Consider the following 24,038-nt stretch of genomic DNA (forward strand, 5'->3'; position numbering starts at 1 on the left):
CTGTCGCGGCCAGCCATCGACTTTGGAAGGTGCGCATGGCTGATATTCGCATCAAGCGTGTCTATGAGGCGCCGTCGCCCGATGACGGCTTGCGCGTACTTGTCGACCGCGTCTGGCCGCGCGGCGTCAGCAAGCAGGCGGCTGCGGTCGATCTCTGGATGAAGGAGATTGCGCCTTCGACCGAACTCCGAAAGTGGTTCGGCCACGAGCCAGCGCGCTGGGATGAGTTTCGCTCACGCTACCTCGCCGAACTCGATGGCCAGCACGCGCAACTCGAAGCGTTGCGGGCCCATACCGGCAAGCGGCCGTTGACGCTGGTCTATTCGGCCCGCGACGAGACGCATAACCAGGCCGTCGTTCTCAGGGAGGCGCTGGCGGCATCGTGACCGATGGCCTGGGTGGAACCAGAGCCGCTATCAGGTGGTTTTTCCTGCGACACGAGGAAATGCCGCAATGTTCGAGCGCCTGTTCACCCGCATTGCCAACAAGGTCGCCTATGCCTCCGGCACGCCCCTGTCGTTCCTGCTGTGCTGCCTGGTTATCCTTGTCTGGGCGGTGACGGGGCCGATGTTCGACTTTTCCGATACGTGGCAGCTGATCATCAACACCGGCACGACGATCGTAACCTTCCTGATGGTGTTTCTCATCCAGAACACCCAGAACCGCGACAGCGCGGCCATCCAGACCAAGCTCGACGAGCTGATCCGCGTCGGCGACGCGCGCAATCTCCTGATCGGCATCGAGCATCTGACCGAAAGCGAGGTCGAGGACATCAGGAAGAAATGCGAGGAGGCAGCGAAGCGCAATCGGCAGACGAGAGGGTAGACGATGCGGCATCCAGCTTTGCGCCTGTAGGTTGACGATCCCGCCTTGGAGGGACAAGATCATGGTGGGGTTTGGGTGCGTTGTGACTGACTGGTTGAAGATACTCAGCGAACAGGCCGAGACCGGCGCGCAGATGGCGCTCGAGGTGCCAGCCACGCTCGCGAGCCCCGACATCAGCCGCGACCAGGTGAAGAAGCTGTTTGCCGCGCTTGAGCAGCAGGCCGAGTTCGTCGAAAAACTCAGGCAGGTGCTCGAGGCCAACGATTTCGAACCGGAGGTGCTGGTCGCAGCCGAGGCGCTGGAAGACCAGTATGCCGAGCTTGCAGCCTCCGCCGCCGAGCGGTTGCGCGACATGCGCGCCGGAACACGCCCAGTGCCCAGCCAGTAGGATTGTCGCGACCGGCAGCGAATCGGTCGTCACGAATGTCGTCGCTCTCCGCCGCAGCCTGACAAGCGGGCCGCGGCCAGTCATGCCATTTGACCGATGCGACCCTGAGACACTGACAGCCGCGTCGTGCGCCCTATCAGGACGTTTCTAATTGGGCGGGGCGCCCTTGTGGATCACTTTCCTGATTTCGGCGCGGAAGGCCGGCGTGTCCTGGGCACTGTGGACGGAAACTGCGTGCTGGACGGCAGCATTGATCAATTCGTCCTCGCTGTCGGCCGAAATGGCAACCGTGCACTTCATTTCGCTGGGGTATTCACGGCAGTCGATATACTGGCGCATCGTCATCGCCTCCCTGCGTGATTAGTTTAGTGCATACTAATACTATTCCTGCGCAGGCGGGGCGGCAACCGATTAGTGGCAGGGGGCTTGGGGCAAGCGTATGAGCCCTGGCCTGGGGTTGCCGGCGAACGAGCGTCGCCAGCGCCTCACGCCGCCGGCAGCCGGATTTCGAAGCGCGCGCCTTTTTCTGCGCTTGAAAGCCGGATCGTTCCCTCATGGGCGTTGAGCAGCGTCGTCACGATGCCGAGGCCCAGGCCGGTGCCACCGCTTTCGCGCCTGGTGGTGAAGAAGGGCTCGAAGATGCGTTCGCGATTGTTTGCCGACACGCCATGGCCGTCGTCGGCGGCAGCGATGACGACGATGCCGTCCGAACTGCTTGCGTCCAATACAAAGCGGCTGGCGCCATGACGCAACGAGTTGTCGACGAGATTGGAAAGGATTGCCGCTCCGTTTTCCGGCGAGATGGCAAAGCGGGTGTCGGCGCCCGAAACGATCGAAACATCGACACCTTCGACAGGGGCGAGGTGGCAGAGGATTTCGGCAAGTGACGTGCTCTGGCCGGACAGGCCGGGATTGTCGGCACGGGCCAGTTCGATCAGGCGGCGAACCAGGCGGTTCAACCGGTCGGTGTCGGCGACGATGTTGTCGAGGAAGCGTATCCGCGTGGCCGGGTCCATGTCGTCGCCGGCGTCGCGCAGCAGCTCGGCGGCGCCCTGAATCGCCGTCAGCGGCGATTTCAGCTCATGCGAGACATGGGTGGCGAAGGTGCGGATCGTGTCGGATCGCGCCTGCAGCTTGCGCGCCATGTCGAGGAATGCCTTCGACAGTTCCGCCATCTCGCGCGTGCCATGATGGGCAAGCGGGCGAACGGCGTCGACTTCGCCTTCGGCGATGCGTGCGGTCCGCTCCATCAGATTGTGCATGGGGCGGGTTATGGTGCGGATGAAGACGAAGGCGATCAGCAGGGTGACGCCGACGACCGTGGCGGACGCGGCGATTGCGCCTTGCGACACCAGTGCCGCGCCGGCGTCTGCGCCGAAGCGCTCTTCATAAATCTGGAAGCAGAACAGCCCTACCAGCGGCAGCGCCATCACGGTCATCAGGATCGCCAGCACGACGAGGCCGATCGGTGGGCGCCATTTTTCGTTCACGCGCCGCACCGCCCGAGCCGGAAGCCCACGCCGTGAACGGTCTCGATCACGTCGATGCAACCTGATGTGGCAAACTTGGCGCGGATGTTTCTGACGTGGCTGTCCACGGTGCGCTCGGAAATGTGGATGTTGGCGGCATGGCTGGCCTCGATCAGCTGATTGCGCTTCAGCACATGCGCCGGCCGGACCATCAGCGTCTTGACGATGGTGAACTCGGTGGCCGTAAGATCGAGGTCGCGATTGTCGAAGCTGACCGCCCGCCTCGCCGGATCGAGCGCAAGGCGGCCGTGAGCCAGGCACTGCGGCGCGGCATCCATGGGGGCGGTGCGTGCACGGCGCAGGATGACGTTGACGCGCGCCACCAGCTCCCTCGGACTGAACGGTTTGGTGACGTAGTCGTCGCCGCCCATCTCGAGGCCGAGGATGCGGTCGATTTCCTCGTCGCGGGCCGAGAGGAACAACACCGGCACGTCGGAGGTGCGCCGGAGCCTGCGGCACAGTTCCAGCCCATCCATCTCGGGCATGCCGACATCGAGCACGATCAGGTCGGGCATGCGGCGTTCGATGCGCTCAAGGGCCGCCATGCCGTCGGCAACGGGCTCGGTCTCCATGCCGGCCTTGTCGAGGGCAAAGCAGATCACGTCTCGGATATGAGGATCGTCGTCGACGACGAGTATGTGGCGGGACATCGCCGTCACCGCGGAGCATTCATGGTGGGAACAAGCGGCTGCCCGAGATACCGTGCGAGCCGGTGGTTGCGGAAGCTCCAGGCACGCCAGTTCTGCTGGTCGATGCGGAAACGGTCCGTTTCGCGCCAACGCGCCCAGAAGCTTGGCTCCATGTCTGCCCCCATGCCGTTCGAGCGTTTGTAGGCCAGATCCAGCGCGGGAATCGCGGCAGGCCCGAGCGAATGCAGATATGACCAGTCCAATTCAGTTCCCCTGCCGGACATTTCACGACTATGGGTAACGTTGTAGTGGGCGATGATTGCGGCGAAGTTGACGAAACAACAGGTGTAGAGAACCGCAGAAAGCGTCAGCATGTTGGCGCCCAGCAACCATTCGTTCGACTTCTCGAGCACGATGCGGGCGACAATCAGCACGATGCCCGTCGCCACCAGCCCCATCCAGATGAAGGCAGCGACGCGCCAGTAGGTCAGCGAATAGATGTCGACATAGAGATCGAGCCGCAGGATCGACGATATCACCAGCACGACGTTCTGCGCGGACCAGAGATAGACAAGAGCGCGGATGCGACGATCGGCCGACGTCGGACTGCCGGGCCTGAGGGCGGCAAGCACGAAGACTGCGGCAAGCAGGGCCGTGACGATCAGGGCATAGGCGCCTCGATGCGCATAGGCTGCATAGGTCAGCCCGGCGGGCGGCTCGACGCCGCCCCAGAGATAGGCGCCGTCGAGCACGGTCTGCACGGCAAACAGCAGGTTGAACACGACGAGGGCGCGCAGGATCGCGGCTGTGCCGAACATCGCCTGTTGCAGGGTGGAGACCGTGCTGCCGTCCTGGTCGGGTGTGGAAGTTCTCACCGTGGAAGAGATGTATCTGCGGCACCAGCGAGGCAGTCGCGGCCGGAGGAAGCCCCAGACGAGCCCGATCACGATGAGCCAGAAGGCCAGCCGCCAGATGTCGAGAAGGTCGAGGATGGCCCTCAGGTCGATGAGCGATATCCAGTGGCCGATGACGGGGTTTGCGATGCCGAAGAGCGTGATGAACACGCCCCCCAGCGCAACAGTGAGCGTCCATGCCGCGAGACTTACGAAGCGCACGCCTTTGCTGGACCTGGTCAGTTTCCGCAGGCGCGGGACATCGTGCATCAGGCTGAAGGGAACGGCCACGAGAAATCCGGCGACGAGCTTGAGGACGTTTGTCGAGCCTGATCGCAGGCGCGCCGAGATCGACAGGGCAAAGACAGAAAGTCCAGCAGTCGAAACCGCTGCCGAAAGCGGGCTGACATTCTCGGCAAGCGGCAATACGGCCGCGGCGGCGATCGCCAGCTTGGCCAGGAGCGGACCGGGGTAGGGCGATCTCGGGTGGAGGGCGATCAAGGCCGCGGCGACAAGGCCCGCGAAGATGAACAGTGAGATGCCCAAGGGCTGTCTGAACAGCAGGAAATCTGCTGCCAGCGTCAGCAGCAGAACGATGCCGATCCTGGTGGATAGAGCTGCCGGATACGCGGAGAGCTTCATGCGCTGCGCTCCATCTCGCCGGCCCGGCGTTCTGCCGATTTGACCCTGGAAAGCGGGATGACAACAGCGGGAACTTGGGGGCGGGCTTGATCAGCCAGCCACCAGGCTTCCGAGAGGAGCCTTACGGGCAGTTGCAGGGGCGTGCGGGCAGCGATGTCTGATGTCGTTTGCATGCGGCATGTGTGCCGCCGCATCGGGCGCGCATGGTGGCCGGAACGAGGAGATGTTCAGGAGTTTCGTGCAGGTTTCGTGCAGGGCGTCGTCGAATGGCAACGCGCCGGATGCTCACACCGGGTTCACGAACCCGTCCAGCACCTTTTTCTGGCCGGCCTTGTCGAAGTCGATGGTCAGCTTGTTGCCGTCGATGGCCGAGATGTTGCCGTTGCCGAATTTCTGGTGGAACACCCGGTCGCCGACCTTGAAGCGCGACGGTTCGGTGGCGACGGATTTTGCCACCAGTTCGCCGTCGATGGTGCGCCCCTTGACCGAGCCGCGGCCGGCGCCGAAGCCGGAATCGGTCTCGCCATAGCCGATGCGCTCGACCGAGTGGCCTGAGCGCGAGCCCCAATTGCGGTCGGTGGCCTCGGTGCGGTTCTGCTGCGCCCGCTGCCAGCCGGGCGTGGCATAGGTGTTGGAGAAGGATTTCTGGCCGACATCGTCGAAACGCGAGGCGCCATAGGGATTGCGGCTGCCGCCGCCATAGCCGCCATATGAATTGCCGGCATCCGCCACCTCGACATGCGCCTCGGGCAATTCGTCGAGGAAGCGCGAGGGGATCGTCGATTGCCACAGGCCGTGGATGCGGCGGTTGGAGACGAACCACAGATGCAGGTTCTTCTTGGCGCGGGTCAGGCCGACATAAGCAAGGCGGCGTTCTTCCTCGAGACCCGAGCGGCCGCCTTCGTCGAGCGCGCGCTGGTGCGGGAACAGGCCTTCCTCCCAGCCGGGCAGGAACACGGTCTCGAATTCGAGGCCCTTGGCCGAGTGCAGCGTCATGATCGAGACGGCGTCGAGCTGCTCGTCCTGCTCGGCGTCCATGACGAGCGCGACATGCTCGAGGAAGGAACGCAGCGACTCGTATTCCTCCATGGAGCGGATGAGCTCCTTGAGGTTTTCGAGCCTGCCCGGCGCTTCGGCCGAGCGGTCGTTCTTCCACATGTCGGTATAGCCGCTCTCTTCGAGAATGATCTCGGCGAGTTCGGTGTGCGGGGTGTTGTCGAGCGCCTTCTGCCAGCGTTCGAAATTGGCCGCGACCTCGCGAAGGGCGGCGCGCGGCTTGGGCTTGAGCTCATCGCTTTCGGCAAGCTGGGCGGCCGCCTGGAGCATCGGCATGCCGAGCGCGCGGGCGGTGTCGTGGATCTGACGAATGGTGGCTTCGCCGAGGCCGCGCTTGGGCACGTTGACAATGCGCTCGAAGGCGAGGTCGTCGGCCCCTTGGGCGACGACCCGGAAATAGGCCATGGCGTCGCGGATCTCCTGACGCTCGTAGAAGCGCGGGCCGCCGATGACGCGGTAGTTGAGGCCAAGCGTGACGAAGCGGTCTTCGAACTCGCGCATCTGGAACGAGGCGCGCACCAGGATCGCCATGTCGTTGAGATTGTGCTTCTGGCGCTGCAACTGCTCGATCGTCTCACCGACGGCGCGGGCCTCCTCCTCGGAATCCCATGCAGCGTGAACATTGACCTTGGCGTCGTCGGGATCGGCCTGTTCGGTGAACAGGGTCTTGCCGAGGCGACCCTCATTGTGGGCGATCAGATGGGCGGCAGCGCCCAGGATGTGGTCGGTCGAGCGATAGTTGCGCTCGAGCCGGATGACGACGGCGCCGGGAAAATCCTTGTCGAAGCGCAGGATGTTGTCGACCTCGGCGCCGCGCCAGCCATAGATGGACTGGTCGTCGTCGCCGACGCAGCAGACGTTCTTTTGCCCCGGAGCGCCGGTTTCCTGGGCCAGGAGGCGCAGCCACATATACTGGGCCGTGTTGGTGTCCTGGTACTCGTCGACCAGGATGTATTTGAAGCGCTTGTGGTATTCCTTGAGCACGTCAGGATAGGCGCGGAAAATGCGGATCGGGTGGCACAGAAGGTCGCCGAAATCGCAGGCGTTCAGCGTCTGCAACCGGTCCTGATAGGCCCTGTAGAGCTCGCGGCCCTTGCCATTGGCAAAGGAGCGGGCATCGCCCTCGGGAATCTCCGACGGGCCGAGGCCCTTGTTCTTCCAGCCATCGATCATCATGGCGAACTGGCGCGCCGGCCAGCGCTTGTCGTCGAGGCCTTCGGCCTGGATCAGCTGCTTGATCAGGCGGATGACGTCGTCGGTGTCCAAGATGGTGAAGTCGGAACGCAGGCCGGCCAGTTCAGCATGGCGGCGCAGCATCTTGACGCCGATGGAGTGGAAGGTGCCGAGCCACGGCATGCCTTCGACCGCTTCGCCGACAAGATGGCCGATGCGCTGCTTCATCTCGCGCGCCGCCTTGTTGGTGAAGGTGACGGCGAGGACCTGACTGGGATAGGCGCGGCCCTGGCTGAGGATATGGGCGATGCGGGTGGTGAGCACGCGCGTCTTGCCGGTGCCGGCGCCGGCGAGCACAAGAACCGGGCCCTCTGTCGTCTCGACGGCCTGGCGCTGCTCGGGGTTCAGGCCCTTGAGGTAATCGGGCGCCGATGGGGCCTGCCGTGCGGCCATGGCGCGCGCGGCGATACCGCTGGGCGCAGGCGTGCTGGCAGCCCGGGGCGGCATCCCGCCGGGCTCGTCGAAAAAGGGCATGTCGTCCGGAAAGTCTGACATTTGCCCCGAATGTAGTGATTCGGGGCGGAAAGGCCAGCCGCGTCTCTGTTTTGTTCTGGTTTTGCCGGGAAAAGCGACGGCATTGACCCCGCCGCTGCCGCCTTGCTAGCTTGCCACAAGGCTTGATGTGGCCGGCAGTCCGCGCCCCGACAAGGGTATGGCGAACACATCGGACGCTTCCGTCACTGATCCCGTGGGATGGTGAGAGCATCGGCAATGCGGGCACTGATGGGATTTCTCGCCACATCCAGAGGATCGGAAGATCATGCGAACCTATCGTGACGCAAAGGCGATGGCGAAAGCCATGCGCGAGGCGCTTGCCCAAAAGAACCTCGATGTCAGCCACAGCGAGGCGCTGGAAATCGTCGCCCGCCAATTCGGCGTCGACACCTGGAACATCCTGTCGAGCAAGCTGGACAAGGCGGAAGAGCCCACGGCCGGCGTTGTGAGTTTCACCCAGCCGGTGCCGATCTTCCGCATCTTCGACGAGGACAAAGCGAGGGGCTTTTATGAAGGCTTTCTCGACTGCACGATCGACTGGGAGCATCGCTTCCATCCCGGCGCGCCGCTCTACTGCCAGGTGTCGCGCGGAGGCTTGAGGCTGCACCTGTCGGAGCATTCCGGCGACGCCAGCCCCGGTGCGACGGCCGTCTGCTACATGAAGGGCGTCGAAGCCTTCCAGAAAGGGCTGATCGCCAAGAACTACAAATACAACCGGCCTGGCCTGGAGAAGCAGGAGTGGGGGCTGGAGTGCGAGGTGATCGACCCGTTCGGCAATCGCATCCGCTTCATGGAAAGCCAGGACTAGGCAGCTTTTGACCGGGCAGCTTTCGAAACGCGCCTGCGCTGCTTCGGCGCGGGCGCGCGGAACTTCACGCAACCGTGACACCAACTACAATTGCATACGCTACACTCGCCGCCTGAAGTCGAAGACAGGGAGCGAGACATGACAGGACCTGCCATCACCCAGGCAATGATCGATGCCTATGACGAATACACCCATCTGACGCTCGACCGGCGCGGCTTCATGGAGAAGCTGACCAGGCTGGCCGGTTCGGGGGCCGCAGCGGCCGTCATCGTGCCCATGCTTGCGGCCAACCAGGCGCGCGCGGCAATCGTCGCCGACGACGACAAGCGCTTGAAGGCCGAGGATATCGCCTATCCGGGCGCCACAGGCGAAATGAAGGGCTATCTGGTCCATCCCGCCGACCAGTCGGGCAAGCTGCCGGCGGTTATCGTCATCCACGAGAATCGCGGCCTGAACCCGCATATTCGCGACGTGGCGCGGCGCTTTGCGCTCGAAGGCTTCGTCGCGCTGGCTCCCGACTTCCTGTCGCCGCAGGGCGGAACACCTGCCGATGAGGACAAGGCGCGTGAGATGTTCGGCAAGATGGACGCGGCGCAGACAACCGCAAATGGCGTGGCGACGGTGGCCTTCCTCAAGGCCAATGAGCTGTCCAACGGCAAGGTCGGCGCGGTCGGATTCTGCTGGGGCGGCGGCCTGGTCAACACGCTGGCGGTCAATGCGCCGGAGCTTTCGGCCGGCGTCGCCTATTACGGCGCCCAACCCAAGGACGAGGCTGACATTGCCAGGATCAAGGCGGCGCTGATGCTGCATTATGCCGGCAAGGATGAGCGCATCAACGCGGGCATCGATGCCTACAAGGCGGCTCTGGAGAAAGCCGGCAAGGAGTTTCAGGTCTTCGTCTACGATGGCGCGCAGCATGCCTTCAACAACGACACGTCGGAAGCACGCTACGACAAGGCGGCGGCCGATCTCGCCTGGGGGCGGACGGTCGCGTTCCTGAAGGACAAGCTGGGATAGGGCGTTTTCCGCTTCGATCCTGAATCCCGTCCACGGAAAAGCCCGCGCACATGGCGCGGGCTTTTTCGTCTGGCTTGAAGTCAGAGCCCGAAATGCCCCTTGAGTGCGGGCACCGCCTCGACGAGGCCGTTGACGGCGGTGGGGCCGGCGGCAGTCTTGGCCTGGCTGATCAGGGTCTCGCCTGCCTGCTCGATCTGGCTCGTGTCGAGACCGAGCGATTGCAGCTGCGAGAAGCCGTTGACCATGGCGCCGGCTTTTTCGCCGAGCAGGCCGCCAAGCGCCGAGCTCAAGCTGCCGAACAGGCCGCCCTGGCCGCCGGAAGCAGCCATGACGTCGTTGTTGTGGGCGAGGTCGTCGGCGCCGGGTATCTTCGAGAAGATCCCGGCACTGGCCACCCCGCCGGACTCATGTTCGATCACCGAAAGCAGCATGCCGACAGCCTTCTCGGCTATCGCCGGATCGACGCCGATCTGGGTCGCTACGGAATCGACGATGTCCTGAGCATTCATGCCTTGCCTCCTTAGCCCTGGGCCTTCAGCTTGGCGTTGCACTGGCTCCAGAATTGCGGCCACTTGGCGCCTGCAGGCAGCGTGCCCGCGGACTTTTCGCTCTGCCATTCGGTCGAGCATTCATGGATGCGCTGACGGAAGGCGACTTCACCCGGCGACAGCGGCTTGCCGTTGGCCGAGGTGGCGGGCATGGCCTGCTTGGCCGAAGCGACGGTGGGTTCGGCCGGCATCGTGGCATCGGATTTGTCGTTCTTGATGCTGGCGCTGCAGCTTGACAGGAAGTCGGGCCACTTCTGGCTGCCGAGCGTGCCGGCCGTCTTGGCCGCCTGATATTGCTGGCTGCAGATCTGCTGGGTGGTCTGATGGCCGGCTGTGTTGCCTGAGGCGGCCGATGCGGACTTGGTGATTGCTGACTTGGTGGTGCTGGTGTTGGTGTTTGCCGGCGCCATGGCATTGGTCTGCTTCTTGGCGGGGGCGGTTGCGGGCGCTGCGTTTGTGTTCATCGCTGCGCTGCACTTGGACAGGAACTCAGGCCATTTCTCGCCATTCAGGGTGTTGGCCTTCTTGGCGGCCTGGTATTGCTGGCTGCAGGCCTTGGTGGTCGATTGCGCCGCCGACGGGTTGGCGGCGAAGCCTGGCGTGGCGAGCGCCACGAAGGCCACCCCCGTCAGGCCGAACGCACATGAAGTTACAAGCCTGGAAAAGCTCATTGTCTCGTCCTCCTTGCGGACAAAGCTGCGCCCCCCGGGACGAACCATCCGTCCCGACCAGAAACGAGCTCATGGAGGCATCGGAATGCGCCAGTGGATCGCCGGAGAATGGGCGAAGACGCTGCGTGCATGGCGAAGCCAGCGCAGCCATGCTTCGCCTCGATTGTGGCGGCACTCTCGGGGCCGCGGCACATGACAAAAATTTAATATTTCGGAAAGGTTAGGCCCTGCGCGGGCGCGAATTCAGGCGACGCCGCGCTTGGACCGCGCCTGGCGCAGGATGACCCGCCAGCGCAGCATCTCGATCGGGATCGGCTCGTTGTTGTTGGCGATCTCGAAGATCTCGTTGTTGAGGTTGCGGAGCGAACGCCAGAAGTCGTAGTCGCTGATGCGCGGATCGCAGGCGAGCTTGCTGGCAGTCGCTTCGATGTCAGTGTGCATGCCTTGCCTCAGAGACGTCCGGTGCCCGCCGCGACTCAACTTCGCCTGTGTGGAAGTGTCGGAGCGGGGCGCGGTCCAGGCAACGAACCGACGGCTGCAAAGCATGTTTATGAACAGGTAACGTTAATCCTGGCAGCCTGATGTGGCCGTCAGGCCACTATGCCGGCTTGCGCTTGATGCCGATCGAGCGGCCGGCCCGTTCGGGCATGGGCAGGGCCGCATGGGCGGCGCGCATGGCATCGAGATTGGCCATGATATCCCCAGGGAAGGGGGCGACCTTGGGGCCGGTCATGTCGACATGCAGCGCGAGATATTCCGATGTCGCCGCCAGCCAGCCATCGACATGGCGCAGCTCCTGATAGACGCGCAGGCGCTTGTCGTCATGGTCGAGCAGTTGGAAGGTCGCGGTGACCAGATGCTCGAGATGCAGCTCCTGCACGTAGCAGACATGGACTTCCGCCGTGTAGATGGTGAGTTTCCTGTCGCGGACGTAAGCTGCGCCCATGCCGAGCGCATCGAGCGCCTCGTCGCTGCAGCGGTCGAACAGCACGTTGTAGTAGGCCATGTTGAGATGGCCGTTATAGTCGATCCAGCCTTTCTCGATCTCCATGACGCTTGAGACGAATGGCACTGGCATGGACGATCCTCTTCGACTTGGCCTTTGGTGGCGCTGGACAAACCACCGATGCTGGCAGATTACCGGAGCATAAGATGCCGGCAAGGCGCCAGGCTGTTCCAATCGCGGAGGAAAACATGGCTCTGAGCGACCTGAGGGCGATGGTCCGGAACGAGGAGGGCATTGCCACGGCGCTCGGCATCCTCAAGCAGAAATTCGGCGAGCGCTTCCAGACCGGCCAGTCGATCCGCGAGCAGCACGGCCACACCACCACCTACCTGCCCAACCAGATGCCCGATGGCGTGATGTTTGCCGAAAGCACCGCAGATGTGCAGGACGTGGTGCGCGTCTGCGCGCAACATCGTGTGCCGGTGATTGCCTTCGGCACGGGCACGTCGCTGGAAGGTCATGTCAACGCGCCGGCCGGCGGCATCTCGGTTGATACGTCGCGAATGGACAAGATCCTGTCCGTCAATGCCGAAGACCTCGACTGTACGGTCGAGGCGGGGGTGACGCGCGAGGCGCTGAACACGCATCTGCGCGCCACCGGCCTGTTCTTCCCCATCGATCCTGGTGCCAATGCCAGCCTCGGCGGCATGGCTGCGACACGGGCATCGGGCACAAACGCGGTGCGCTACGGCACGATGCGCGAGAACGTGCTGTCGCTCAGGGCCGTCATGGCCGACGGCAGCGAGGTTACGACCTCGCATCGTGCCCGGAAGAGTTCGGCCGGTTACGACCTGACACGGCTTTTGGTGGGGTCGGAAGGCACGCTCGGCATCATCACCGAGGTGACGCTCAAGCTGCAGGGCATTCCGCAGGCGATTTCGGGCGGTGTCTGCCCGTTCCCGTCTGTCGAGGCGGCGTGCCAGGCTGTCATCGCGACCATCCAGATGGGCATTCCTGTGGCGCGCATCGAACTGGTCAATGCGCTTCAGATGCGGGCAATGAAGACCTACTCCAAGCTCGATTATCCCGAGAGCCCCTGCCTTTTCCTCGAATTCCATGGCTCGGATACCGGGGTGGCCGAGCAGGCGGAAACGTTCGGCGAGATCGCGGCAGAGTTCGGCGGCGGGCCGTTCCTGTGGACCAAGGTCGCCGAGGAACGCGCCAAGCTGTGGAAGGCGCGGCACGACGCCTACTGGGCGTCGCAGACGCTGCGTCCCGGGGCGCGGGCGCTGTCGACAGATGCCTGCGTGCCGATCTCCAGGCTGGCCGAATGCATTGCCGAGACCGAGGCCGATATCGAGCGGTTGGGTCTTATCGCACCCATCGTCGGCCATGTCGGTGACGGCAATTTCCACACGCTGGTGCTGATGGACCCCAACGACGCGGCCGACATCGGCAAGGCCGAGGAGTTCGTGAAGCGGCTGGCCGAACGGGCCATATCGATGGACGGCACCTCGACCGGAGAGCATGGCATCGGCCAGGGCAAGATGGGGCTGATGGAGCGTGAGCACGGCCATGGCGTCGAGGTGATGCGGGCGATCAAGAGGGCGCTCGACCCGCTCGACATCATGAACCCGGGCAAGATACTGCCTGCGGCTCGGTAGGGGCGTTGACCCGTTGACGCCGGCTTGCTAGTGCGGCGGCGTCCAACAAGGAATCTTATGCGCAGAGACTTCAATCGCTGAAGCGTCGGCACATGCCGATGACGGCCTCACAGCCGAACGGGTGCTCGCACCCATCTCTGAACTGCATATTCCAAGGACAAATCCATGAAACACGCTCACGGCGCGACGATCCGCGCCTATTCCCCAACCGATTGCGATCGCCTGGCCGACATCTGGCTCGAGGCATCGCGCGTCGGCCATCCTTTCCTGTCGGAAGCTGACTTGCTGGACCAGCAGGTCAAGGTCAGGGACATCTACCTGCCGCAGGCCGAGAACTGGGTGGTCGAACTGGACGGCAAGCCGGCGGGCTTCATCGGCCTGATCGACGACTTCATCGGCGGCCTGTTCATCGACCCTTCGGCGCATGGTCTCGGGCTGGGCAAGGCGCTGGTGCTGCAGGTGGCGGGACTCAAGGGCGCGCTCGACGTCGAGGTCTATGCCGACAATGATGCGGCGCTCGGCTTTTACCGGCGCCTCGGTTTTGCCGAGACGTTGAGGCATGCCCAGGATGATGAGGGGCGGGCGCTCGAAGTGGTCCGCATGCACCGGCCGGCTTGACCGCGCCATAGTTCGGGCGGACAGTCCGGTTGCCTCCCTGCGAGGCAACCGGATGGTCAAGGCCCGGATGATCAAGGCGAGGACATCGACATGGCGGTTTCGCAAAAGCAGGAACAACGGCTGCTGACGAAGGACGAACTGGAACTGGTGCAGAAGTCGCGCCACCCAGGGGTGCAGGAGCTTTCGGACAAGGAACTGCGCGACGTGACCAAGCTGTTGCGCGAGCGGCGCGACAAGGTCCAGTCGGACGCGCATCGCATGCGCCGCGAGATGCGCGGCAAGGCGGCTCCCAAGGGCGCGCAGCCGGTGACCAAGGATCACGGCACCAAGGCCAAGCTCAGCGTGCTGGCCATGGGCATGCGGCGCCTGAACGGCGAGCAGGAGCGCAGGCGCCAGCTGGGCGCGCGCATCGCGCTGGTCGAGAATGCCCGCCACGCGCTGGCGCTGAAGGAGAAAAAGACGGCGAAGGCCGACGATTTCAACACCCGGCACGCGCATGAGGGCATGCGGGCGGTGGAGAACACCAAGGCAAAGAGCCTCGTCAGGCCGATGGAGCGCGGGCGCCTGCGCAAGGCGGCGGCGGTGGCACAGGCCAAGCGCGACGCGCGCTAGAGATATTCAGGTGAGGCCGGCTTGCAAATGCAGGCTTCCTCCGCTTCCGGTACTCACGTACCTAAATGTACGCTCCGTTCCGGTTCTCGGAAGCCAGCATTTTCAGCTCGGCCTGACCTGAATCTCGCGCATCTCGCAGGCTGACGTGCTGAACGGGGTCGCATTTCTCTGTACAGGTGTCGCGCGGCGTTGACGTGCCGGAGCGCACAGCCCAACATGTCACCAAATGACCACGCTCCTGCGGTTAAAAGCCTGGGACACTAACCTGTTTGCCCCGAGGCAATGCTCGCTCGCCTGTTCGTGATTTTTGGTGGCCTGTTCGTGCTGGCGCTTTGTGCGGCGCTGGTGGGGCCGTATTTTATCGACTGGTCGGGCTACAAGGCCGACTTCGAACGCGAGGCCAGCGTCATCCTCGGCCGCAAGGTGACGGTGCAGGGCGATGTGACGGCGCGAATCCTGCCGTTTCCGTCGGTGACCTTCTCCGACGTCGCCGTGGGCGGCGGCACGAACGGCGAGCCGGCGATGACCGTGGAGACCTTCTCCATGGATTCCGAACTGGCGCCGTTCCTGCGCGGCGAGTTCCTGATCTTCGACATGCGGCTGGTCCGGCCGGTCGCCACCATCGATGTCGCCGCCGACGGCACCGTCGACTGGGCGATACGCCCCTCGACGCCCTTCGATGCACGGCAGATATCGATCGAGAAGCTGACGATCAGCGACGGCCAGGTCACGCTGCGCCACGAAGTGAGCGGGCGCGAGCATGTGCTTTCCGGCATCGACATGGCCGTCTCCGCCAAGGCGCTGACGGGGCCGTGGCGGATCGACGGCACGGTGAAGGTCGACGGCATGCCAACGCAGCTGTCGGCGTCGACGGGCGCGCTTGAGCCGACCGGCCAGATGCGGCTGAGGGTGCGCGCAACGCCGGAGCGTTTCGGCGTCGTGCTCGACAGCGACGGCAATGTCAGCATGGACAAGGGGCGAGGGCTCTATTCCGGCAGCTTCACGCTGCTGGAAAACCGTGCGGCGCCGCAGGGACAGCCTGCCGCCGATGCCACGAAGGCGCCGGCAAAACCCGTCGACCCCGGCTTCCGCGTGAAGGGCAGGTTCGCGCTCGACAATGCAAGGCTCGGCATCGAGGAATTCCGTTTCGAGACAGGCCCGCTCGAGGATCCCTACACCGCCGATGGCACAGCCGAGATCGACCTCGGCGCCTCGCCGCGTTTTTCCGTCTCGACCAAGGGCGCGCAGGTGCGTTTTGACGAGGCCGTGGGGGGCGAGACCGGTGGAGCGGGGTTGTCGGTTTCCGAGCGTCTGACGGCGCTGGAAAAGACGCTGGTGGCACTTCCCCGGCCGACGATACCCGGCACCGTCGACGTCGACCTGCCGGCGATCGTTGCCGGCGACACGACGGTTCGCGACGTCAGGCTCAAGGCCGAGCCGTCGGATGATGGCTGGGAGCTCAAGTCGCTGGCAGCAACCTTGCCGGGCCGGGCGCGGCTGGAGGCGGAGGGCTTCCTGCATACCAAGGATGCGCTCGGCTTTGACGGGCAGCTGCTTCTGGCGGTGGGACAGCCGTCCGGTTTTGCCGCCTGGGTGGCGAAGGACATCGACGAGGCGGTGCGCCGGCTGCCGGCAGCGGGCTTCAAGGCCAAGGTTGCGCTGACGCGCGAGCAGCAGCGCCTCGACGACATCGAGCTGATCCTCGGCAAGGCCAGGTTTACCGGCGAACTCGATAGTTTGCAGCCCGGTGATGCCCGTGCTTCGGTGACGATGAAGCTCGATGGCAGCGAGCTCGACCTGGAAGGCATGCGCGCCTTTGCTTCGCTTTTCGTCACCGACCAAGGCGCCAACCGCTTCGCCGACACGGACCTCGACCTCGCGGTGAAGGCGGGACCGGTGAACTTTGCCGGGCTGAGCGCCGACACGCTCGATACCGCGCTCAGGCTGCGGGAAGGCGTGCTGGAGATCGACAGGCTGTCTGTGGGTGGGCTTGCCGGGGCGTCGCTGAGTGCAACCGGCAGGATCAAGGACTTTCCCAAAGCGCCGACCGGCAATCTCGACGCATCCATCGTTGCCGTGGACCTTGCACCGCTGGTGTCGCTTGCCGCCCGGCAATGGCCCGACAATCGCGTGCTGAGCGGGCTCGCCGCGCGTTCCGCCGCATATCCCGATCTTCTGACCGATGCCCGCATCGACTTCGTTGCCAGTGCTGCCGAAAACAGTGACGGATCGGCCGGCCTGGCACTCAGCGCCAAGGGCGAGGCGGGCGGTTCCGATCTTCTGGCGACGTTGTCGGCACCCGCCTATTCCGGTGTGCCGGAAGCAACCGATATCAAGCTCAACCTCTCGGCGCGCAACAATGACGCCACGGCGCTTCTCGCCCTGGCTGGCCTGCCTGTCCTGCCGCTGGGCATGACGGGGCAGGGCGAACTCGAAATCGCAGCGACTGGCGCGGCGCGGAACGGCCTTGACGTCACCGCCAGCATGGCCGGCGAGGACGCATCGGCCGGTTTTACCGGAACGACGACCCTGCGCGACGATGTGGCGAGCCTGCGCGGCAGGGTGACGCTGCAGGCAGCCGATATCGAACCCTGGCTGATGACGACGGGCGTTTCGGTTCCCGGCATGGGCACGGGCACCGCGGTGGAGCTTGTCGCCGACGCCGATCTGTCCCAAGGGCAGCTGGCGCTCGGCAAGCTTACGGGCACCCTCAACGAACGCGCGTTTGCGGGCGATCTCAAGGCGACGCTGGTCGAGGGCGTGCCGTCTCTTGCCGGTTCGCTCAAGGTCGACGAACTCGACCTGAGGCCATTCGCCGAGATGCTGCTTGGCGCCAACGCGCTTGCGGTCGAGGGGCGCGGCTGGCCAAAAACAGCCTTTGCCTCGAAGTCGGCGGTGCCGTTCAATGCCGAACTGGACATCGTTGCCGACACGCTGGCAGCCGAGCCGCTGGCGGTGGTGAACGACGCGTCGCTGGGCCTCAAGATCGACGGGCAGTCGCTCCGGCTGTCCAACATCAGGGGCAAGATCTTCGGCGGCAGCCTCGAGGGGCTGGCCGAACTCAAGAACAATGACGGCACGGGACTTCTGACCGGCCAGCTCAAGCTCGACGGCGCCGACGTCTCGGCCATTCCTGTTGCGGCCGGCCTTGGCGGCAAGGGCGGTTTTTCGGCCAGCCTGTCCGGCAGCGGCAAGTCGGTCGAGGGGCTGGTGGCGTCGCTGTCAGGTTCGGGAACGGCTGTCGTCGACGGTCTTGTCGTGCCGGGCTTCAACCCTGACGCCTTCGGGTCGCTGATTGCCAAGGCCGATGCGTTGGGACGGGATGTCAATGCGGCGCGGGTGGTGGGATTCGCCCCGGCGATAGCGGGCGATGGCAGTTTCAGCGCAGATCGGGCCGATGTCGCCTTTACCGTGGCCGCCGGCATCCTGCGGGCGCCGCCTCTCACACTCAAGAATCCTTCGGCCACGCTGACAGCGGACCTGCGTGCCGATCTCAATTCCGGCACCGTGGCGGGCACTGGCGGCATCGCCTACGCATCCGGCGAGGAAGAGGTCACCGGCTCGGAACCCACGCTCAACTTCCAGCTCGAAGGCAGCCCCGGTGCGACGAACCTTACCTTCGACAGCGCGCCGCTGGCGCAATTCCTGACCCAGCGGGCGCTGGAGAAGGAGCAGGCCCGCGTCGAGGCGATGCAGGCGGTTCTGCTGGAAAAGCAACGGCTGCGGCGCGAGGCTCGCTATTTCGCAGCCCAGCAGGCCGAGCGCGAGCGCATTGCCGAAGAGGCGCGTCTCGCCGAGGAGGCGCGCATCAAGGCGGAGCAGGAGGCGAAGGCCGCGGCCGAAGCGGCCCGCCTGCAGGCCGAAGAAGAAGCCCGTGCGGCCGAAGCGGCGGCCAAGGCCAAGGCCGAGGCGGACGCCGCAGCCGAGAAGGCGCGGCTTGCCGCAGAGGAGGCGGCGCGCCACGAGGCCGAGGCCCGGGCGAAGCAGGAAGCCGAGGCAGCGGCCAAGCGAGACGCCGAGGCCAAGCTGGAGGCCGAACGGAAGGCCAGGCAGGCCGAAGAGGAGAAGGCGAGGCGCGATGCCGAGGCTGCCAAGCCCGAGCCTGCCAAGCCCGAGCCCGCGTCGGAGATTGAACGCGCGCCACTGCCCGAGGCTCGGCCGCTGGACATGCCGGTTGCGCCTGCCGAGCCGATAACAGCACCGGATCCGGCACCAGTGAAAAAGAAGATCGAACCGCTCAGTCTCGACGAATTCCTGAAGTCGCTGGAGCCACAGTAGGGCAGGCTGTGGCGTCATCTGAGCGCCAGGGCAGCACCTGTTGATGCCATGGCTGTCGGCGTCGACGTCTAGGCGGTCTCGACCTCATCGATCCCGCCCAACGTCCCCAATTTCGCCTGTTGGAGCACAAAGAGCCGAAGGGCGGAGGACAGATTGGCGTCGCGCGGGCGGTTGGCGTCGACTTCGGCGACGAGGCCGGCGAGCGTCATCTTACGCATCGCCGCGATGGCCAAAAGATCGTCGTAGAACGGTTTTTCAAGCGAGTAGCTGGTGCGGTGGCCATGGATGCTCACCGAACGCTTGGCGACAAGGCTCATGGTTTGCGGTCTTGAGGGTTGTCGTCCCGGGGCTCGCCGTCTTTGGACCTGCGGTCGCGGCGATGGGCCTCGACGAATTTCTCGGCCTGCTCGATGGTGAGCCTGTCACGCTGCTTTTCGGCCTTGGTGCGGCCGTGGAGCGCGCGATTCTGTTCGGCCTGGGCCTCGCGATCGCCGCGCGCCTTCTGCTTCTTGAACTGGCGGAGATTGACGATATCGGCCATGGCGACCGTCCGGGGTTACTTCTTGCGGAAGGCGTCGAGCGAGACGACTTCGGCGCCCTTGCCGGGTGCAGCTTCGTCCTGGGCTTCCTTGCTTTCCTCTGCGGCCGCGGCCTTTTTCTTCGATTCCTTGCGCTCGGCCGGCTTGACGACGGCCACCGGCTCGACTGGGGTCGGCTCGACTTCGGCAGTGTCGGTCTTGACCTCGAACTCGAGCTCGAAATTGACCGAAGGATCGTAGAAGCCGCGCACCGCCGAGAAGGGGATTTCGAGCTTCTCGGGGATATCGGAGAAGGAGAGGCCCACTTCGAAGCCGGTGTCGGTGACCTTGAGGTCCCAGTACTGGAACTGGATGACGATGGTCATCTGCTCCGGATAGCGCTCGCGCAGGCGGCTGGAGATGCGCACGCCCGGCGCGCCGGTCATGAAGGTGATGAAGAAATGATGGTTGCCCGGCAATCCTGTTCGCGCGACTTCCGCCAGGACCTTGCGCATAACGCCGCGCAGTGCCTCCTGGGCAAGAATGTCATAGCGGATCTGGTCTTCGGCCATAGGACAGTACGGGTCCGATTGAATCGTTCCCTTACCTGTAATCAAGCTTGAGGCCGGCGTAAACCGGATATAGCGCCGTATTGAAGCTTGGTCATGTCGCGATCGGGCGACGCTTGCCATAGGCGCGCAGGAAGCAGCGCACGGCATTGGTCGCGGCTGCCTCGAGCTGCTCCTCGGAGACGGTGTCGCCGAAGATCAATGCCATCTGCAGATCGGCATTGACGAGTGCCAGGAACTGGCGCGCGGCGACGTCGGGATCGTCGAGATCGAGCCAGCCGGCAAGCGTCAGGCGTGCGAAACGGGCGGCCAGTGCTGCCCAGGTCTTGGCCGGACCCTGGTCACGCCAGCCGGCGAACAGTTCGGGATAACGCTCGCCCTCGGTCTGCAACAGCTTGCGCAGGAACTTGCCGTCGCGGTTGCACAGGCAGTTCTGGTTGAGCCTGACCGCAAAGGCGACGAGCTCGGCTTCGAGGTCGACAGGCTTGTCGGGGAAGGTGGCAAGCGTGTCGAAGACGCCGACATTGATGCGCTCGGTGATCTCGCGAACCACCGCAACCAGCAGGTTCTCCTTGTCGCCGTGGTGATTGTAGACGGTCTGCCGGGACACGCCGGCTTCGGCTGCGATCAGGTCGATATTGGCGCCGGCAAAGCCTTCCCGACAAAAGACGCGGGCCGCGGCGTCGAGGATCGAGAGCCGCTTGGCAGAATGGCTGCGCAGGATGGAAATGTCAGGAGCAGTCGCTTGTGTCATCATTTTTATATACAGCTGATTGACGATTTGGACAAGCATGTCTAAAAATCTGGACGTAATCGAGTTTCGGGTCGGGAGGAGTCGCAAACTCGCATTGCCGAACGTCCTTGGATTGCGTGTCGCGACTGCGACCGAAACCAGACTGAAAGAATCACGCCATGACACCCCAATTCCTCCGCGTAGCGGTCGTGCTCGGCCTTTTGTCGGCCATCGGCCCATTCGCCATCGACATGTATCTCCCAGCGCTGCCGACCATCGGCGCCGACCTCAACGCAGGCACCGCGGCCGTTCAGATGAGCCTCCTGGTGTTCTTCCTGTCCATGGGGTTGGCGCAGATCGTCGTCGGCCCGATCTCCGACATGATCGGCCGCAAGGCGCCGCTCTATATAGGTCTCGTGCTGTTCGCCATCGGCGCCGTCGGCGCGGCGGTGGCCCCCAACATCGAGTGGCTGATCGCCTTCCGTTTCCTGCAGGGCCTCGGTGCCTCGGCCGGCATGGTGGTGCCGCGCGCAATCGTGCGTGACCTGCACACCGGAACCGAGGCAGCGCGCCTGATGTCGCTGCTCATGCTCGTCTTCAGCGTGTCGCCTATTCTTGCGCCGCTGACCGGCAGCCTGATCATCGAAAGTCTCGGCTGGCGTGCCGTGTTCTGGACGGTGACGGGTGCTGCGGTGCTGGCGGTCGTCCTTCTGGCAACGTCGCTCAAGGAAACGCGTCCGGCCGATCATCGTGCCGAAAGCTCGATCCGCAGCGCGCTCGTCGGCTACCGCTTCCTGCTCGGCGACCGCAATTTCCTCGGGCTGACCGCGATCGGCGGTTTCGGCATCGCCAGCTTCTTCGTCTATCTCGCCAACTCGTCCTTTATCCTGATCGATCACTACGGGCTGTCGCCGTCGATCTACAGCGTGTTCTTCTCGATCAATGCGGTCGCCTTCATCGGCATGTCGCAGCTGACGGGCTGGCTGACCGAGCGGTTCGGGTTGAAGCGCGTGGTGCGGGTGGCTGTCGTCGGCTACGCCACGATGATGGTGGTGCTGCTTGCCGTCTTCGCCTCGGGCGTCGATCGCCTCGACGTTCTCGCCGCGCTTCTATTCGTCGGCTACGGCTTCCTCGGCCTCGTCATTCCGACGACGTCGGTGCTGGCAATGGAAGAGCATGGCGAGATCGCCGGAACGGCCTCGGCCCTGATGGGCACGCTGCATTTCGCCATCGGCGCGGCCGCCATGGCGGTGGCCGGGCTGTTCTTCGACGGCACGCCGCTGCCGATGGTCGCAGGAATCACGATCTCCGCCGTCATCGCGTTTGCGCTCGCCCAGGTGACGCTCGGCCGTGGCCGCAACGTCGCCGAGATGCCGGCCGAATGAGCTTTTGGGGCCGGGCGCATGCCCGGCCCCAAGTCACCGGACAGCAGGCTCGTTACATGCGCTGCTGGCCCAACCATTCTTGGCCGACTTCACCCAGCCTCGATATCGTCTTGTTTACCTATGGGCCGGTAAGTCTCCGCAAGACCACCGGAAGTAGCGACGACGCCAGAGGCCTGCGGAAAATCTTGAAATTCATCCCTTCGGCCCTGCTGCTGCTGTTTGCAGCGACGTTCTTCTGCGTATGGCTGCTGGAGCGCCGCCGGCGGCACCTGCTGTTTTTCGCGCTTGCATTCGCGGCGGTCGGGGGCGGCACCATCGTGCAGTTCGCCCTGTGGCCGCCCGATATCGGCTACAACACCATCGTCTCCGCCATGCTTTATGCCGCAGGCCCGCTGCTTCTGGTGGAGGGCGTGCTTGCGCGCTCCGGCAGGTCGATGCCGCTGGCCCTGCACGCGGCCTGGTTTGCCGCGATCGTCGGCGTGCTGTGCTATTTCTACTATGTCGACAACAATCTCCAGATCCGCGTCTATGCCCTCAATATCGGCATGGGCTGCATTGTCCTGAGCGGCGCCTGGAAGTTGCGTGACCTAGTGCGCGGCAATGTGATCGACCAGGCCATGGTCTGGCTGCTGTTTGGGCTCGGGGTCACCTTCTTCGTGCGCGTGCTGCTCGACAAGAGCTCGATCCCTTCCGACGACATCGGCGCGTTCTTCGAATCCGAGTTCTGGATCTGGGCGCAGTTCAGCATGTCCGTGCTCGGTGCGGCCAGCGGGCTCGGCCTGCTGGTGGTGGTCTGCGCCGACATCGTGCTGGCGCTGAAGGCCGAGCGCGACACCGACCCGCTGACCGGGCTGCTGAACCGCCGCGGCCTGCAGGGGCGGGAGGCGCGCCTGCACCCTGTCGGTGGCCACAAGCCGCTCAGCGTCGTTGCCTGCGACATCGATCGCTTCAAGGGCATCAACGACCGCTTCGGCCACGCTGCCGGCGATGTGGTGCTGACAGGCTTTGGCGGCATCATCAGGCGCAGCCTGGGCAAGGGCGACGTGGCGGCGCGCACCGGTGGCGAGGAGTTCGTCATGGTGCTGAAGGACAGAACCGTCGACGACGCATTCGCCTTGACCGAGCGGTTGCGGCGCGAGATCGCCAGCTTGAGCTTTTCCGAATTGCCCGACGATTTCCGCGTCACCTGCAGCTTCGGCATCGCGCAATTCCATCCGGGCGAAGACCTTTGGGACGCCATCGCCCGTGCCGACAAGATCCTCTATGCGGCCAAGCGCGCCGGCCGCAACCGCACCTTTGCCGAGGGCGTGCAACTGCCGAGCGCAGCCTAGCCAGGCGGCGGGCGTTCCAGCAGGAAGCGCAGGCATCCGCTACGGCCTGGGCCCGTCCATGTGCTGTTTTCCGGCGGTGCCTTCACAGGCCCGCTTCGGCAAGGACAAAGCGCAGCCGTTCTTCGACCGATGCCTTGGGCAGCGCTACGATCTCATAGCCGAACTCGGCGTAGATCCGCACCGACGCATCATGGGTGGTGACCGCTTCCCCGAATGACTGCTTCCTTTCGCCGTCATTGGCAAAGATCTCCGGCCATGGCGGCGCGATGAAGACCTTGGGGTTGTAGCGGAAGCGTTCTGCTGCGGTCCTGAAATGTGCCGGCGCCGGCATGCCCATCATCCGGTGGTATCCGGCAAGTTCCGTCACGCCGCGGTCAAAGAAAACCGGCCCCTCCTTGTCCAGCGCCAGGCGGTAGGACTGCATGTCGAAGGCGAGCATTATTTCGGCGAACAGGGCAGGGTCGTTCTGGTGGGTGGCTGGCCCGCCAATCGCTGTCTGGTCCCGGATAATGGCCCGGCCGGCCTCGGCCGTCGTGGCGAAGCCCCGGCGGCCGAGGGCCTCGATCAGCGTGGTCTTGCCCGAGCCGGGGCCACCTGAAAGCACGAAGAAGCGGTCGCAGTCGCGATGCATTTTTGTCTCCAGAGATGAG

Annotated in this window: 25 protein-coding genes; 11 read left to right on the top strand and 14 right to left on the bottom strand. The window is 64.4% G+C overall.

The window, feature by feature from the left end; genetic code table 11:
- Positions 1-35 precede the first annotated feature (35 nt).
- From NDO48_RS20055 to NDO48_RS20065, 3 genes are all read left to right on the top strand, one after another.
- The gene (locus NDO48_RS20055) at positions 36-386 is read left to right on the top strand and encodes a DUF488 domain-containing protein (protein ID WP_267322221.1); all 351 of its coding nucleotides are present in this window, start codon (positions 36-38) and stop codon (positions 384-386) included.
- Between the two features lie 67 nt (positions 387-453).
- Positions 454-825, top strand: coding sequence for a low affinity iron permease family protein (locus NDO48_RS20060; RefSeq protein ID WP_267322222.1), 372 nt, complete (start codon positions 454-456; stop codon positions 823-825).
- 82 nt (positions 826-907) lie between these two features.
- On the top strand, positions 908-1,213 hold the full coding sequence (locus NDO48_RS20065; protein WP_267322266.1) for a hypothetical protein: 306 nt from the start codon (positions 908-910) through the stop codon (positions 1,211-1,213).
- A gap of 147 nt (positions 1,214-1,360) precedes the next feature.
- Here the strand turns inward: NDO48_RS20065 and NDO48_RS20070 are convergent, their stop codons facing one another.
- The 5 genes from NDO48_RS20070 to NDO48_RS20090 form a co-directional block, all read right to left on the bottom strand.
- Positions 1,361-1,558: a DUF1059 domain-containing protein gene (locus NDO48_RS20070; RefSeq protein WP_018428566.1), complete on the bottom strand. Its 198-nt coding sequence runs from the start codon at positions 1,556-1,558 to the stop codon at positions 1,361-1,363.
- A gap of 140 nt (positions 1,559-1,698) precedes the next feature.
- The gene (locus NDO48_RS20075) at positions 1,699-2,703 is read right to left on the bottom strand and encodes a HAMP domain-containing sensor histidine kinase (RefSeq protein WP_267322223.1); all 1,005 of its coding nucleotides are present in this window, start codon (positions 2,701-2,703) and stop codon (positions 1,699-1,701) included.
- Positions 2,700-3,392, bottom strand: a complete 693-nt coding sequence (locus NDO48_RS20080) for a response regulator transcription factor (protein WP_267322224.1) — start codon at positions 3,390-3,392, stop codon at positions 2,700-2,702. The genes NDO48_RS20075 and NDO48_RS20080 overlap by 4 nt, the downstream gene beginning before the upstream one ends.
- A gap of 5 nt (positions 3,393-3,397) precedes the next feature.
- A complete protein-coding gene (locus NDO48_RS20085; RefSeq protein ID WP_267322225.1) occupies positions 3,398-4,906 on the bottom strand; it encodes a DUF4173 domain-containing protein in 1,509 nt (502 codons plus the stop codon).
- A gap of 285 nt (positions 4,907-5,191) precedes the next feature.
- Positions 5,192-7,690, bottom strand: a complete 2,499-nt coding sequence (locus NDO48_RS20090) for an ATP-dependent helicase (protein ID WP_267322226.1) — start codon at positions 7,688-7,690, stop codon at positions 5,192-5,194.
- Between the two features lie 265 nt (positions 7,691-7,955).
- Between NDO48_RS20090 and NDO48_RS20095 the strand changes: the two genes are divergently transcribed.
- Both NDO48_RS20095 and NDO48_RS20100 read left to right on the top strand, forming a co-directional pair.
- Positions 7,956-8,498: a glyoxalase superfamily protein gene (locus tag NDO48_RS20095; RefSeq protein WP_267322227.1), complete on the top strand. Its 543-nt coding sequence runs from the start codon at positions 7,956-7,958 to the stop codon at positions 8,496-8,498.
- 138 nt (positions 8,499-8,636) lie between these two features.
- On the top strand, positions 8,637-9,515 hold the full coding sequence (locus NDO48_RS20100; protein WP_267322228.1) for a dienelactone hydrolase family protein: 879 nt from the start codon (positions 8,637-8,639) through the stop codon (positions 9,513-9,515).
- An 80-nt stretch (positions 9,516-9,595) separates the two neighbouring features.
- On the opposite strand, the gene NDO48_RS20105 is transcribed toward NDO48_RS20100, so the two are convergent.
- The 4 genes from NDO48_RS20105 to NDO48_RS20120 all read right to left on the bottom strand — a co-directional run bounded on the left by NDO48_RS20105 (position 9,596) and on the right by NDO48_RS20120 (position 11,812).
- A complete protein-coding gene (locus NDO48_RS20105; RefSeq protein ID WP_018428558.1) occupies positions 9,596-10,024 on the bottom strand; it encodes a DUF2780 domain-containing protein in 429 nt (142 codons plus the stop codon).
- Between the two features lie 11 nt (positions 10,025-10,035).
- Positions 10,036-10,734 (bottom strand): hypothetical protein, encoded by a 699-nt coding sequence (locus NDO48_RS20110; RefSeq protein WP_157632745.1) that lies wholly within the window; start codon positions 10,732-10,734, stop codon positions 10,036-10,038.
- 243 nt (positions 10,735-10,977) lie between these two features.
- Positions 10,978-11,175: a hypothetical protein gene (locus NDO48_RS20115; RefSeq protein WP_018428556.1), complete on the bottom strand. Its 198-nt coding sequence runs from the start codon at positions 11,173-11,175 to the stop codon at positions 10,978-10,980.
- A gap of 157 nt (positions 11,176-11,332) precedes the next feature.
- Positions 11,333-11,812 carry a thioesterase family protein gene (locus NDO48_RS20120; RefSeq protein ID WP_026227308.1) on the bottom strand — a complete coding sequence of 160 codons (480 nt, stop codon included), beginning with the start codon at positions 11,810-11,812 and terminating at the stop codon, positions 11,333-11,335.
- 116 nt (positions 11,813-11,928) lie between these two features.
- On the opposite strand from NDO48_RS20120, the gene NDO48_RS20125 reads away from it, so the two are divergent.
- The 4 genes from NDO48_RS20125 to NDO48_RS20140 all read left to right on the top strand — a co-directional run bounded on the left by NDO48_RS20125 (position 11,929) and on the right by NDO48_RS20140 (position 18,852).
- Complete coding sequence (locus tag NDO48_RS20125; RefSeq protein ID WP_026227307.1) at positions 11,929-13,344, top strand: FAD-binding oxidoreductase; 1,416 nt, start codon at positions 11,929-11,931, stop codon at positions 13,342-13,344.
- A gap of 165 nt (positions 13,345-13,509) precedes the next feature.
- Positions 13,510-13,962 carry a GNAT family N-acetyltransferase gene (locus NDO48_RS20130; RefSeq protein ID WP_018428553.1) on the top strand — a complete coding sequence of 151 codons (453 nt, stop codon included), beginning with the start codon at positions 13,510-13,512 and terminating at the stop codon, positions 13,960-13,962.
- Between the two features lie 90 nt (positions 13,963-14,052).
- Complete coding sequence (locus tag NDO48_RS20135; protein WP_018428552.1) at positions 14,053-14,574, top strand: hypothetical protein; 522 nt, start codon at positions 14,053-14,055, stop codon at positions 14,572-14,574.
- A 282-nt stretch (positions 14,575-14,856) separates the two neighbouring features.
- Entirely contained in the window at positions 14,857-18,852 is a 3,996-nt protein-coding gene (locus NDO48_RS20140; RefSeq protein ID WP_018428551.1) for an AsmA family protein, read from the top strand.
- A gap of 68 nt (positions 18,853-18,920) precedes the next feature.
- Here the strand turns inward: NDO48_RS20140 and NDO48_RS20145 are convergent, their stop codons facing one another.
- From NDO48_RS20145 to NDO48_RS20160, 4 genes are all read right to left on the bottom strand, one after another.
- The gene (locus NDO48_RS20145; protein ID WP_018428550.1) at positions 18,921-19,169 is read right to left on the bottom strand and encodes a ribbon-helix-helix domain-containing protein; all 249 of its coding nucleotides are present in this window, start codon (positions 19,167-19,169) and stop codon (positions 18,921-18,923) included.
- Positions 19,166-19,393 carry a DUF4169 family protein gene (locus NDO48_RS20150; RefSeq protein WP_018428549.1) on the bottom strand — a complete coding sequence of 76 codons (228 nt, stop codon included), beginning with the start codon at positions 19,391-19,393 and terminating at the stop codon, positions 19,166-19,168. Before NDO48_RS20150 ends, NDO48_RS20145 begins: the two co-directional genes overlap by 4 nt.
- 15 nt (positions 19,394-19,408) lie before the next feature.
- The gene (locus tag NDO48_RS20155; RefSeq protein ID WP_018428548.1) at positions 19,409-19,942 is read right to left on the bottom strand and encodes an SspB family protein; all 534 of its coding nucleotides are present in this window, start codon (positions 19,940-19,942) and stop codon (positions 19,409-19,411) included.
- Positions 19,943-20,033: 91 nt separating this feature from the next.
- The gene (locus tag NDO48_RS20160) at positions 20,034-20,693 is read right to left on the bottom strand and encodes a TetR/AcrR family transcriptional regulator (protein ID WP_026227306.1); all 660 of its coding nucleotides are present in this window, start codon (positions 20,691-20,693) and stop codon (positions 20,034-20,036) included.
- A 158-nt stretch (positions 20,694-20,851) separates the two neighbouring features.
- Between NDO48_RS20160 and NDO48_RS20165 the strand changes: the two genes are divergently transcribed.
- Together NDO48_RS20165 and NDO48_RS20170 are read left to right on the top strand one after the other, a co-directional pair.
- The gene (locus tag NDO48_RS20165) at positions 20,852-22,057 is read left to right on the top strand and encodes a multidrug effflux MFS transporter (protein ID WP_018428546.1); all 1,206 of its coding nucleotides are present in this window, start codon (positions 20,852-20,854) and stop codon (positions 22,055-22,057) included.
- Positions 22,058-22,242: 185 nt separating this feature from the next.
- A complete protein-coding gene (locus tag NDO48_RS20170; RefSeq protein ID WP_267322229.1) occupies positions 22,243-23,388 on the top strand; it encodes a sensor domain-containing diguanylate cyclase in 1,146 nt (381 codons plus the stop codon).
- Positions 23,389-23,470: 82 nt separating this feature from the next.
- On the opposite strand, the gene NDO48_RS20175 is transcribed toward NDO48_RS20170, so the two are convergent.
- A complete protein-coding gene (locus NDO48_RS20175) occupies positions 23,471-24,019 on the bottom strand; it encodes an AAA family ATPase (protein WP_267322230.1) in 549 nt (182 codons plus the stop codon).
- Positions 24,020-24,038: the final 19 nt, after the last annotated feature.

The sequence above is a fragment of the Aminobacter sp. MET-1 genome (genome assembly GCF_026521175.1).
Taxonomy (GTDB): Bacteria; Pseudomonadota; Alphaproteobacteria; order Rhizobiales; family Rhizobiaceae; genus Aminobacter.